General features: G+C 64.4%; 10 protein-coding genes. 1 reads left to right on the plus strand and 9 read right to left on the minus strand.

The features are described from left to right. The first annotated feature begins 508 nt into the window (after window positions 1–508). On the plus strand, window positions 509–2,728 hold the full coding sequence (locus ASG77_RS15955) for an NADP-dependent isocitrate dehydrogenase (RefSeq protein WP_056347222.1): 2,220 nt from the start codon (window positions 509–511) through the stop codon (window positions 2,726–2,728). A gap of 144 nt (window positions 2,729–2,872) precedes the next feature. Here ASG77_RS15955 and ASG77_RS15960 read toward each other — a convergent pair whose 3' ends face one another. From ASG77_RS15960 to mmsB, 9 genes are all read right to left on the minus strand, one after another. After that, window positions 2,873–3,358: a hypothetical protein gene (locus ASG77_RS15960; RefSeq protein ID WP_056347224.1), complete on the minus strand. Its 486-nt coding sequence runs from the start codon at window positions 3,356–3,358 to the stop codon at window positions 2,873–2,875. Beyond that, window positions 3,355–4,569 (minus strand): serine/threonine-protein kinase, encoded by a 1,215-nt coding sequence (locus tag ASG77_RS15965; RefSeq protein WP_056347226.1) that lies wholly within the window; start codon window positions 4,567–4,569, stop codon window positions 3,355–3,357. Before ASG77_RS15965 ends, ASG77_RS15960 begins: the two co-directional genes overlap by 4 nt. A gap of 267 nt (window positions 4,570–4,836) precedes the next feature. Beyond that, window positions 4,837–5,823 (minus strand): LPXTG cell wall anchor domain-containing protein, encoded by a 987-nt coding sequence (locus ASG77_RS15970; RefSeq protein WP_056347228.1) that lies wholly within the window; start codon window positions 5,821–5,823, stop codon window positions 4,837–4,839. 86 nt (window positions 5,824–5,909) lie between these two features. Further along, window positions 5,910–6,803 (minus strand): hypothetical protein, encoded by an 894-nt coding sequence (locus ASG77_RS15975; protein WP_156380350.1) that lies wholly within the window; start codon window positions 6,801–6,803, stop codon window positions 5,910–5,912. A gap of 193 nt (window positions 6,804–6,996) precedes the next feature. Next, the gene (locus ASG77_RS15980; protein ID WP_056347380.1) at window positions 6,997–8,067 is read right to left on the minus strand and encodes a Gfo/Idh/MocA family protein; all 1,071 of its coding nucleotides are present in this window, start codon (window positions 8,065–8,067) and stop codon (window positions 6,997–6,999) included. A gap of 34 nt (window positions 8,068–8,101) precedes the next feature. Continuing rightward, window positions 8,102–8,791: an ABC transporter ATP-binding protein gene (locus tag ASG77_RS15985; protein ID WP_056347232.1), complete on the minus strand. Its 690-nt coding sequence runs from the start codon at window positions 8,789–8,791 to the stop codon at window positions 8,102–8,104. A gap of 2 nt (window positions 8,792–8,793) precedes the next feature. Further along, window positions 8,794–10,266, minus strand: a complete 1,473-nt coding sequence (locus ASG77_RS15990; RefSeq protein WP_056347233.1) for an ABC transporter permease — start codon at window positions 10,264–10,266, stop codon at window positions 8,794–8,796. Window positions 10,267–10,542: 276 nt separating this feature from the next. After that, on the minus strand, window positions 10,543–11,637 hold the full coding sequence (locus tag ASG77_RS15995; RefSeq protein ID WP_056347235.1) for a substrate-binding domain-containing protein: 1,095 nt from the start codon (window positions 11,635–11,637) through the stop codon (window positions 10,543–10,545). 50 nt (window positions 11,638–11,687) lie between these two features. Continuing rightward, window positions 11,688–12,971, minus strand: coding sequence for a multiple monosaccharide ABC transporter permease (gene mmsB / locus ASG77_RS16000; RefSeq protein WP_056347237.1), 1,284 nt, complete (start codon window positions 12,969–12,971; stop codon window positions 11,688–11,690). Window positions 12,972–12,985: the final 14 nt, after the last annotated feature.

Here is a 12,985-nt window from a genome sequence, read left to right on the forward strand (position 1 = left end):
TTACACGTCCGATCTGGGCTCCGGACTCTCAGCGAATTGGGGTCCCCTCGTGATTGCTTTCTGGAAGTCCGCCAAAAGGTCCGTCGTCAATGGCCGGCACGTAACAGCCAACGCCGGGGGCCAAAGTGCTTCCCCGGATGTTGAAGCCTACGCAGCAGGCCTGCAATTGCGGGACGTTGATCCCATCCATTCGTTCACAGCGACGGAGGAGCTGCGCCGTCAGGACCCCAAATACGTGCAGCTCTGGCCCAGTGACATACCCCACAAGAGGCGCTGACCGGATCCGCACCTGTGCCGGTGGCTCCCGGCGGTAAGGCGCGACGGCGGCTGGCCGCCCGGCGCGTGCGCACCGCCGTCGGGCGTTTTCCCATGCCCCAATCCGCTGTAATGCAGGGCCGTCTGGCCGCCCCAGTACGGTTCAAAGCCGTGTCCTCGGGTAAGTTAGGGGGTGGTGAAATAGAACAAAATTTCCAAAAAAATCAGCCGACCTCCAGGGAGACGCCCGCGCATGTCCAAGATTATCTATACCCACACCGACGAAGCGCCGATGCTGGCTACTTATTCGTTCTTGCCGATCATCGAGGCGTTTGCTTCGACCGCAGGTGTGGAGGTGGAGACCCGTGACATTTCGCTCGCAGGCCGCATCATCTCCGTGTTCGGTGACTACCTCACCCCGGAACAGCAGATCGGCGACGCCCTTGCTGAACTGGGTGAGCTGGCAAAGACGCCGGACGCCAACATCATCAAGCTGCCCAACATCAGCGCTTCCATCCCGCAGCTGAAGGCCGCCATCGCCGAGCTGCAGGGCAAGGGCTACAACCTGCCCGACTACCCGGACAACCCCTCCTCGGACGAGGAAACGGCCGTCCGCTCCCGCTACGACAAGATCAAGGGCTCCGCTGTGAACCCGGTCCTGCGCGAGGGAAACTCGGACCGCCGTGCGCCGCTGTCCGTCAAGAACTACGCCCGCCAGAACCCGCACTCCATGGGTGCCTGGTCCGCGGATTCCAAGACCAACGTCGCATACATGACGGCTGACGACTTCCGCGCGAACGAGAAGTCCGTGGTCATCGAGTCTGACGGAACCATCGCCATCCAGCTGGTCCGCGAAGACGGCTCGGTCAAGGTCCTGAAGAAGGCCTTCCCCGTGCTGGCCGGTGAAGTCATCGACGGTACCGTTATGCGCGCCGCCGCGCTGGACGAGTTCCTGGCAGCCCAGGTAGTCCGCGCCAAGGAAGAGGGCGTCCTGTTCTCCGCGCACCTGAAGGCCACCATGATGAAGGTCTCGGACCCCATCATCTTCGGCCACGTGGTGAAGGCCTACTTCTCCGAACTGTTCGAGACCTACGGCAAGCAGCTCACCGCCGCCGGCCTGAGCGCCAACAACGGCCTGGCCGCCATCCTCAGCGGCCTCGAGGAGCTGCCGGAAGACGTCCGTGCAGGCGTGAAGGCGCTCATCCAGAAGGGCCTCGACGACGGCCCCGCACTGGCCATGGTGGACTCGGACAAGGGCATCACCAGCCTCAACGTTCCCTCCGACATCATCGTGGACGCTTCCATGCCCGCCATGATCCGCTCCTCCGGCCACATGTGGGGCCCGGACGGCAAGGAAGCCGACACCCTGGCGGTCCTTCCGGACAGCTCCTACGCCGGCATCTACCAGGTTGTTGTGGACGACTGCCGTGCCCACGGCGCCTTCGACCCCACCACCATGGGCACCGTCCCGAACGTCGGCCTGATGGCCCAGGCCGCCGAGGAATACGGCAGCCACGACAAGACGTTCGAGATCCAGGAAGCCGGCACGGTGCAGATCGTGGACGGTTCCGGCGCCGTGCTGATCGAACACGAGGTTGCTCCCGGTGACATCTGGCGCGCCTGCCAGGCCAAGGATGCCCCCATCCGCGATTGGGTTAAGCTGGCCGTCACCCGCGCCCGCGCTTCCAAGACGCCTGCCGTCTTCTGGCTCGACGAGACCCGCGCCCACGACCGCAACCTCATCGCCAAGGTCAACGAATACCTCCAGGACCACGACACCGAGGGCCTGCAGATCGAAATTATGTCCCCGGTGAAGGCAACGGCCTTCACCCTGGAGCGCATCCGCAAGGGCGAGGACACCATCTCCGTCTCCGGCAACGTCCTCCGCGACTACCTCACGGACCTGTTCCCCATCCTGGAACTGGGCACCAGCGCCAAGATGCTGTCGGTTGTTCCGCTGATGAACGGTGGCGGCCTTTTCGAGACCGGCGCCGGCGGATCTGCTCCCAAGCACGTCCAGCAGCTGCTCAAGGAAAACCACCTGCGCTGGGACAGCCTGGGTGAATTCCTGGCTCTGGCCGTCAGCTTCGAGCACCTGGCCACCACCACGGACAACGCCCGCGCGCAGGTCCTGGCAGACACCCTGGACAAGGCGACGGGAACTTTCCTGCTGGAAAACAAGTCCCCGAGCCGCCGCGCCGGCGAGCTGGACAACCGTGGCAGCCACTACTTCCTCGCCCGCTACTGGGCCGAGGAACTGGCCAAGCAGACCGAGGATGCGGAGCTGGCGGCATCGTTCGCGGCTGTGGCCAAGGAGCTTTCCGCCAACGAGGAAACTATCGTGGGCGAGCTGGCCGCGGTGCAGGGCTCAGCGGTGGACGTCGGCGGTTACTACCGGCCGGACGAGGCCAAGGCCTCTGCCGTGATGCGTCCGTCCGCCACGCTGAACAAGGTCATTGCGACCCTGAACTAAGCGGCACCGAACCTTAGAAGGCGGCGCCCCCGGGACATGACACCGGGGCGCCGCCTCTTTCGTCTAATCGACATCGCTTAGGCGACGGGAGCCGATGAAGCACAGATGGGTTAGTAACCTCATGTGCCGTCCGTCCGCCCGCACTCAGTCGCCGTCCTTGCCCTTGCCTCTATTTCCCTTGCTGTCATCGGGTGCGGGAGCTACGGGCGCGGTGACCGCTTTCTGGGACGCATCGGCGTCTGCCTGCTTTTGCGCAGCGGCTGCGTCCTCTGCGGCCTTCGCTGCTGCGGCGTCGGCTACGGCCTTGGCCGCCGTCAGGTCTGCCCGGACGGCTGTGGCGGCCGTCGTGATGCTGCGCCGGCGTTCCTCGGAAACCTGCCCGGTCCCCGCAGCGGACGCGAGGTCGGCCTCGAGGCTATCCAAAGCTGCCAATCCGCCAGCGGGGTCATTATTTGCTGAGGCCTGGGTGACGCCGAGGACTCGTTCCTGGAGTTGGCGGGCGGCATCACCTTGAAGGCCGGTCTCAGCCGGACCGCACGCTGCCAGTGAACCGGCGAGCAGAAATGCTGCTGCAGCTGTCAGGCATTTGGCAGTGGCCGAACGCCCGCCGTGCTTCGGTGCAGGGTTCATGGTTCCACGCTCTCCTGAAGTTCCTTGAGGTGGTCGCCCAAGGTGCCGTTGACGGCGGGGTAAGGAACGACGTCGGGCGTTGGCTGAGGTGCCAGGCTCAAGGTCAGCCCCGCCGCGGCTGCTCCAGCGGCGAGCACGCTCAGTGCGGTGACAGTCCAGAAGCGCCTTCCGGTGTGGCGGAGACGAGACAAGTCCGGGACCCACGCCCGCGCGTCAGGACCGCGGGTGATGTCCAGCTTGCCTTTGCTGGACCGAACTAGAGGCAGATCTGATTCCGCGGTGATGGCGATGGACGGCGGCCTGAACGGCATAGCCGGGAGTACGCGGGTTGTCTCCGGCGCGAGCTCGCCCGGTGCGGACACGGGTGACACCAGGGCTTGACGCAAAACGAATTCAACATCGGACGCGACGGGACGTTCCAGCGGTTCAATGGCAGTCATTGAACGGATCAGATCAGCCCACTCCGCTGGAAGGTCAGCGGGGATCTCGGGTGCCCGGTGCAACCGGGCCACTGCGGATTCCACGGCGCTGCCCGGGAACTCAACGGTTTGCTTGACGCATTCCAGCAGTACCAGACCCAGCGAGTAGATATCAGTGGCGGGCGACAGGGGAGAACCCATGGCCTGCTCCGGACTGAGATACGCGGCCGTCCCCACCATGGTTCCCGTGGCGGTCAGCCGGGCTGAATCCGCCATCCTGGCGATGCCAAAATCCGTGAGTTTGGGTCGCAAAGGTTCACCCGGACGGATCTGCACGAGCAGGATGTTCCCGGGCTTGATGTCGCGGTGGATGATGCCCACGCTGTGCACGTAGGCCAGCGCGTCAGCTACGCCTGCCCCGATGACTGCAAGCTCGTCCAAGGGAACTGCACTATGCCTGATCCGGCTGCGGAGGTCCTGGCCCTCCACGAGCTCCATTGTCAGGAACGGCCGAGGTTCGTCCAGGACACGGGTATCGATGCCTGCATCGAACAGCGTGACCAGGCTGGGATGGTTGAGCGTTGCCAGCAGTTGGATTTCGGCTTCCTGGCGCCTGAGCTCATTGGCATCCGGTGCCTGTGGGGCAAAGAGCTTCAGGGCGACATCCCTGCCCAGGTTTTCGTCCCGGGCGCGGTAGACGGATGACATGCCGCCGCGGCCAATAATGTCCGCCAGCCGATAGCGTCCGCCGAGCATTTCATTCTTAATTGAGCTAGGCGAATCCGCCACCATGACCAGTTCCTCCCGGTGCGCTGCGGCACTATTCCTGCTCAATAATACCGGCCGGTAGGGCATCCTTTGAGCCGTCTGCCGGCACGCCGGCGGCCCGGCTAAGAAGTGATTGGGACTTTCTCAGCCGGACCTCCGGTCACAAGGACAAGCGCTGGTAGTTGAGCTCTCTGGTGGCCACCTCCTCTCTGAAAAGTTGGCTAGGCCGCGAACGGCGGAGCCGGTGCGTTGACGGTCTTAGCCGTCGCAGTCCGCTGAGTGCGGAGTCTGCTAGGCCTTCCGGCGCCGCTTGAGCATCAGCAGTCCGGCAAGCAGCAGGATGGCGGCCAGAGGGATCAGTGAAGCATCCATGCCCGTCTTGGCCAGGGCAGCGGTGCCGCCCTGGCCCGAGGTGTTGCCCATGGTGTTTGCTGCGGAAGATACCGTACCGGGGGTGGTGCCGGCGGGAACAACAGTGATACCGGTCGTGCCACCTCCCGTGCCACCTCCCGTGGTGCCTGTCGTTCCGGTACCTGGGTCCGTGGTGCCGGTAGTTCCGGTACCCGGATCGGTGGTGCCGGTAGTTCCGGTACCCGGGTCCGTGGTGTCCGTGTCACCCGTCGTGCCGGTTCCCGGGTCCGTTGTGTCCGTAACGGGCATTTCCGTACCGGGGGTTTCAGTACCTGGGGTTCCACAGCCATCGGTGCCGCCGCCAATGATGACGCATGCATCAATAGCAACATTCGCGCCGTCAAGAACGCCGGACGTGCCCAGGCCGAGGTTGATGTCGGCCGCTGCGGCTACGGCGGCGGTGGTGCTGTCGGTCCCGCCGCTGTTGGTGTTGCCGAGGAGGCCGTCACCGAGGCCGAGGTTGATGTCGGCCGCTGCGGCTACGGCGGCGGCGGCGGTGGTGCTGTCGGTCCCGCCGCTGTTGGTGTTGCCGAGGAGGCCGTCACCGAGGCCGAGGTTGATGTCGGCCGCTGCGGCTACGGCGGTGGTGCTGTCGGTCCCGCCGCTGTTGGTGTTGCCGAGGAGGCCGTTGCCAAGGCCAAGGTTGACGTCGACTACGGCAGCGACATCCGCAGTATCCGACTGCGTTGGGCCACCCAGCAGGCCCAACGACGTCGTGTCAACGGATGCCGCTGCCGAGACCAGGGCGGATGCGGAAAGGTCCGGTCCGCTGGTTGTGTCCGCGGCGCTGGCCGCGGTGGCGCCGAAGGCCAGTAGCCCGCCGGCAAAGAGGGTGCTGAGCAGCCCCCTGCGAAGGTTGCAATTCATGATGGTGTCTCCTGAGAAGTTGATGTGGGGCGCTTGTCAGCGCCTGGAGGCCGTGTTCTGCCCATTACAAGGGCAGGAGGCATCAACTAGTCAGGTGAGGAACCGGGGTCGAATGACACCGGTGAAGGGGCATGCTCAGGTGATCCGCTGATGGGGAAGGCTCCCGAAAGCGGCAGGTTTAAACGGAACTCGTCCAGCCATACAGCAGAGCCTGAGGCGCCGGAGGGCGAAGCGCCGCTCCCTACTCCCGATGCAGGTCCTGCCGGAGCCGGTGGCGTGGAAAGGTCGTCGGCGGTCCAGGGGCTTTCTGCTGGGACTGCGTGCATTTCTGTGCCGGACGGAACCGGCAGCGAAGACGTTCCCGTAACGGACAGCGGGGTCTCGGAAGTGCCGGGGGAGTCGGCTGTGATGTGCCCTGCAGCGGGTGCGTCCGTGCCAGTCGAGATCGCGCCGGCAACGGCAGTCTCTTCAAGCGGCAGCAGCCCGGGAAGCTTGACCGGTGCGGACGGAACAGTCGCATCTACCAGATCCACTACGGGCTTCAGAACAGGCTCAAGAACCGGTGCGGCATCGGTGAGCGGAGAGGCGACTGTCTCAACCAGGTCATCTGCAGCGGTATCCACCACTGCGGCAATCGGGACAGCCACGACCGCGACGGTCCCCGCCGGAACCACGCTGTTGACTACAGGGACGGCGGCGATCAGTTGATCAGCCGTGCCCGACACGCTGCCTACTACGGGCTGCAGGAGTCCGGTGGGTGAAGGAGCCGGCGACGCGGCCTCAAGAATGGGGGAGACGGCGCTGGCCGACGGTGCAGTCAGGGACCAATCTGATGACGTGAGGCCGCCCAGAAGGGATCCTGAATCTCGTGAAGAGTCTGCCGTCGCGGCTGAAGCGGAGAGTGTCAGCCAAGTGGCGGTCACCGCACCTGCGAGGAGAAGCGGCCGGAGGGCACGCCACGGCGAGCGAACTTTAGCCATGCGTACCACCCCCAGTACCGTTGAGACCTAACGATTTCAACAGCGTAGGACTCTCGCGTGCAGGAAGTCTAGGGAAACGGAAAATAAATCCAGCAAGCTTACTAACTTGTCACTCAGCCATCGATATTCGAAACTGGAGTGTCAAAACTTATTTACAAAAAAGTCATAGGCCCGAACGGAGAGATTCTGCCCTTCAATGGGCATCGTTCGGGTAGCTAACCCCCAGTTGCCCGCGCACTCCGTCAAATAGTCGCATGGTTTTGATGGAATCCTCCAACGGCATGACCGGGCTCTCGGTCAGACCCTGTTGGATGCAGCGCGTCACCTCGCGCAGTTCGTAGGTATAGCCGATGCCGACGACGTCGAACGCCTCCGTGCGCAGGCCCTCCCGTCCGATGCCGATCACCAACTCCCGCGGATTGTTGATGGAACCGACACTCTGGAGGTAGCCCAGGCTGCCGGCCACGGTGGCAGTCCGCGGACCGTACGCCAAGAGCGAGGACGTCAGCTGGGCCTGGGCACCATGGTTGTAGCCGAGCGTCAACGCATTCTGGGCGTCCACGCCGTCGTCATTAATGAAGCCGGTGGCACTGACGGTCTGCGGGAACCCCAGTGTTCCCACTGCCCACAGCAGGGGGTAGACCGAGATGTCCAGGAGGGCGCCGCCACCGTCCTGTCTGGCCCACAACCTGGACGTCGGGGAATAGGGCGCGGGAAAACCCAGGTCAGCGCTCACCCAGTGCACGTCCCCGAGCTCCCCGGACGCGGCAATCTCGAACGCCCGCTGCATGCCCGGGAGGAAGCGGGACCACACTGCCTCCATGAGGAAGAGCTTCCGCTCCCGGGCAAGTGCGACGAGATCGCTCGCTTCCCTGCCGTTGATGGTGAACGCCTTTTCGCACAGGACGTGCTTGCCCGCATTGAGCGCAGCGAGCACAATCTGGTGGTGCTGGGCGTGCGGGGTGGCGACGTAGACAACGTCCACCGAGTCATCGGCGAGCAGCCGCTGGTAGCCGGGCACGCCGTCGTCGTCCCCGTAGGCCTTGGCGAAACCGTAGTCCGCCGCGAAACTCTCCGCAGTGCCCTGTGAGCGGGAACTGACGGCATAGAGCTCGGCGTCTGGGAGCAGTGCCAGGTCCTGCGACACTGACCGCGCGATCCCGCCGGTGGCTATGACGCCCCACCGCAGGCGTTTTCCGGTGGCAGACCGGGGATCCGGATCGGACTGGGTGGACAGCCACGGTGTGGCAATGGGCGCGCTCATGGTGCCCATCCTCTCATTGTGACCAGTGCGGGCGTCAGACCAAGGCGCGCGCCGGTTCTTCCGTCAGCCTGCCCTGCTGGAGCCTGAAGCGGCGGTCCGTCTTGTTGGCCAACGCCTTGTCGTGCGTGACCACGAGGATGGTGGTGTTGTGGTCACGGCTGAGCGAGCTGAGCAGCTCAATGATGTGATCGCCCGTCTGCTCATCCAGGTTGCCGGTGGGTTCGTCCGCGAGGATCAGCTTGGGTTCGTTGGCCAGCGCCCGGGCAATTGCCACGCGCTGCTGCTCGCCGCCGGACAGCCGGTTGATGCGCCGCACCTGTTTCTCCGGGTCCAGCTGCACCTGCTCCAGAAGGTCCGTTGCCCGCTGCCGACGCTCCGTCCTGTGCACGCCCGCGAACTCCATGGGCAGCATGACGTTGTCCATCGCAGAAAGATTCGGGATCAGGTTGAACTGCTGGAAAACGAACCCGATATCCCGGCGCCGGTACTCGGTCAGCTTGCCGTCCGGCATCCCGGCCAGGCTCACGCCGTTGACGAAGACGTCTCCGCTGGTCGGTTTGTCCAACGCACCCAGGAGGGACAACAGTGTGCTCTTGCCGCTGCCGCTCTTGCCGACAATGGACGCCAGCGTGCCCTGCTCCAGAACAAAACTGACGTCGTTGACCGGCTTGATGGTGCGGTCACCGGAGTTGAAAGTGCGGACCAGGTTCTTGACTTCAATCATGGCTATTCTCCTCGCAGGACTTCGATGGGACGGATGCGTGCCGTGAGCAGTGCAGGGACCAGCGCGCCGATGATGGCCACGCCGAACACCGCTGCGATGCCGGCGGCGATGACGCCGGGGGAGGCGCTGGCGGTGACCGATGTCAGCAGCTGGGAAGCGCCACCAAGGGGGTTCCCGGAGGGAAGGCCAGCGCCGCCGGGGAAGCCAGCACCGCCGCCCGGCATTCCGGCGCCGCCTGCAGCGCCGGCCATGGCGGCCCCGCGACCGGTGGTGGTTGCCGCCGTCGTGGTGGTGTTGGTGCTGATCAGCGCGGAAGCGATGCCGCCGCTGGCAAAGGAGGCGACGGCGGCGCCCACGGCGCTGCCCATGGCCACGAGGACCAGTGCCTCCAGCACGAACTGCAGGCCAATCGTGCGGTTGGGTGCTCCGATCGCCTTCAGGACACCGATTTCCCGGCGGCGTTCGCGGACCAGCATGACCATGATCAGCAGGATGATCAGTCCGGCGGTGCCCAGGGCTGCTACGAAGGCGATGAAGGAGATGTTTTTGACACTGCCGAGCGAGCTGACCGCCGACTCCAGGTTCTGGCCCTGGGTGACGTCGGCCTTGTCCGTGCCGAGGGCGGACTCAAGCGCGGCCTTGGCCGCCTCGAGGTTTTCCATGCTGTCCACCGTGACGATCATCGATGACAGCTCGCCCGGCAGTTCCGCGACGGTCTGCGCCGTGGGGAGGGTCAGGTACAGGGCGTTGTTGCCGAACGTGGTGCCTGAATCGAAGAGGCCTGCCACGGTAAACGTCTGGTCGTTGATGGTGAACGTTGAACCGATGGTCAGGTTGTTCTTCTCGGCCAGGGTGGTTCCCAGGAGGGCGTTGGCGGATTCAGCCGTGTAGTCGCCGAGCCCGGTGCCTGCGGTGATGGTCAGGGCCTTGCCGGTGGAGTCCACTTCGCCGCCGATTCCTGTCGCAGTGATGGGAAGCGAGTGTACCGGCTGTGCGGTGGTGGTTCCCGTGGTGCCGTTTGCCGCCTGGTTCCGTCCACCGAGGGTGCCGGCGTCGATGGCTGCGGTAAGGCTGGTGGTCAACGTGGTGGCGTTCTGTCCGGCGGGACCGCCCTGGCCGCCGCCGGGGCCAGCTTGGGTGCCGGACGCCGCCTGCGCTGCAGCTTCGGCGGCGTTCCGCAGCCGGAGTGAACTGGTTCCGACGACGGAGCTGACGTTGGGGACGGCCGCTGCGGTGGCGGCCTGCTCGGAAGTCAGCGGTTCGCCGCCGCCTTCGAAGCCCTGGCCGCCGGCCGGGTTGACGGTCAGGACTGTCCCGACGGACGCGTTCAGCTCCTGGACTTTGGCTCCGACGGCCTGATTGGCCACCAGCATGGCCAGCGCAAGTCCGATCGCGACGGCCAGGACTGCCACCACCGCGGCTGTTCGGACCTTGTTTCTGAAGGCACTGCCAACACTCCGGGCAAGGACGCTCACTGTACTCCTAGGATCTGGGGCCAGCGGAAGGCCGGCATCTGCTCCTACCCTCGCGGCCGGGCCTGTGCAGGAAGGCGGCCGAAGCTGTGTTTGGGCTGTGAAAGGCGGCGGGCACTGAGAGAGCGTTAGTGAAAAGCGTGCATTAAGTGAGAGAGCGTTGGGACACGGAATGCCCCGGCTCCCTGTGGGGAGCCGGGGCATTCGATGTAAACCGGTGGTGACCGGCGGACCGCGTTACTTAGACCGCGTTACTTAGACCGCGTTACTTAGACCGCGTTACTTGGTCAGCGGGCCCAGTACCGGATCGTCCGCGTAGGCCGTCTTCACGTTGGCGGCGGTCACGATGACCGGCGGCAGCAGGAAGGCGGGTACGGTCTTCACCGTGTTGTTGTAGGACTTGTCGTCGTTGATCTCAGGCGTCTTGCCTGCCTGGAGATCCTTGACCATCACGATCGCGTGCTCAACGAGCTTGCGGGTGTCCTTGTTGATGGTGGAGTACTGCTCGCCGGCAAGGATGGACTTGACGGATTCAACTTCCGAGTCCTGGCCGGTGATGATGGGCAGCGGCTTGCCGGCGGCCTTGACCGAAGTCAGGACAGCGCGGGCCAAGGTGTCGTTCGGTGAAAGGACGCCGTCCAGCGAAGCGGTTCCATAGGAACCGGTCAGCAGGGTGTCGGCGCGGCGCTGGGCGTTCTCAGCCTTCCAGCCCTGGGTGACGGCCTGTTCGAAGCTGGCCTGGCCGGAGAGTACCTTCAGCGTGCCGTCGTCGATCTTGGGCTTCAGGATGCTCATGGCACCGTCGAAGAAGACCTTCGCGTTGGCATCATCCGGTGAACCGGCGAAGAGCTCGATGTTGTAAGGGCCGGTCGGCTTCTTGGTCTTCATTCCGTCGAGCAGCGCCTGGCCCTGCAGCACGCCCACCTTGAAGTTGTCGTAGGCCACGTAGTAGTCCACGTTCTCGGTGTTGAGCAGTAGCCGGTCATACGCAATGATCGTCGCGCCGGAGTCCTTCGCCTGCTTCAGCTGGGTGCCCAGCTGGGCGCCGTCGATGGCACCGACAATGATGACCTTGGCGCCCTTGGTGATCATGGCACTGATCTGGTTCTGCTGCTCAGAGACGCCGCCGTTGGCGAACTGCACGTCGGGCTTGAAGCCTGCGCTGGAGAGCCCGTCGTTGAACAGCTTCTCCGCCAGTACCCAGTTTTCGCTGGTCTTCTGGGGAAGCGCGACGCCGATGGAGGAGTTCTTCTCGAAGCCGCCGGCTCCGGTAGTGCTGGTGGTGCCGGGTTCGGCCCGTCCGCAGGCTGTCAGCGCCAGTGCTGCGATTGCAGCTATCGCTGCTGCCTTTCCTGCTTTACCAATCATTCGCATTTCTTGGTCCACTTTCTCTTTGGGGGTATTGGTTCCGGAACCTGAATCGCTCAGGCTTCCCTGGCGATCGTTTCCTTGGTGGAGGTGGTTTCGTCGGGCTGCAGGGTTGTGCCGGGCCCGCCGGTTGGGCGGTTGAAGTTCTGCATCATCAGTCCGATGATGGACCGCTTGCCCTGAGACTTGTTGTAGACGTCGAACGCCACGGCGATCAGCAGGACCAGGCCCTTAATGATCTGGGTGAGGTCGGCGCCGACGCCGAGGAGCTGCAGACCGTTGTTCAGGACTGCCATGACCAGGCCACCGATGATGGAACCGATCACGGTGCCCACGCCGCCTGTCACGGCCGCGCCGCCGATGAAGACTGCGGCGATGGCGTCCAGTTCCCAGCCGACGCCGTCGAACGGGCCCGAAGCGGTGGAGCGGCCCACGAAGATCATGCCCGCGAGGCCGGCCAGGATGGACATGTTCATCATGACCAGGAAGTTGACCTTCTTGGACTGGACGCCGGAGAGTTCGGCTGCATGCCGGTTGCCACCCACGGCGTAAATGTGGCGGCCCACCACGGTCTTGGAGGAGACGAAACCGTAAATCAGGACCAGGACGGCGAGGATCAGGCCGGGGATGGGGAAGGACGTGCCCGGACGGCCGGTGGCAAAGAGGTACGTGGCGTACAGGATGGCCGCGCAGACCAGGACAAGCTTCAGGACGACCACCCAGGTCTCTGCCACTTCGGCGCCCAGCACCTTCGCGGTCCGGCGGCGGCGGATTTCGCTGAAGATCACAAAGGTGACAGCAGCGAGGCCGATCAGCAGGGTGAGGTTGTTGTATCCGGTGCTGGGCCCAACCTCAGGAAGGTAGCCGGAACCCAGGTACTGGAAGTCATTGGGTACCGGGATGGTGTTGGACTTGCCCACGAACTGGTTGAAGCCGCGGAACAGCAGCATGCCGGCCAGGGTGACGATGAACGCGGGAATGCCCACGTACGCCGTCCATAGACCTTGCCAGGCTCCGATCAGCGCACCGAGCAGCAGGCCGAGGAGCACTCCGGCGTACCAGGGGATACCCCAGTCGCGGATGGCCAGGGCCACTGTCACACCCACAAATGCGGCCACGGATCCTACGGAGAGGTCGATGTGACCGGCGATGATGACCAGCACCATGCCGATGGCGAGGATGAGGATGTACGAGTTGCCATTGAAGAGGTTGATGACGTTGCCCGGGGTGAGCGTGCGGCCCTCTGTGGTGAATTGGAAGAAGATGATCAGCGCGACCAGAGCGAAAATCATCCCGAATTGGCGGGTGTTGCCGCCAAAAAGCTTCTTAAGCGCGTTCATTGTTTCAGTCCTTG

It is taken from the genome of Arthrobacter sp. Soil762 (assembly GCF_001428335.1).
Lineage (GTDB): Bacteria > Actinomycetota > Actinomycetes > Actinomycetales > Micrococcaceae > Arthrobacter.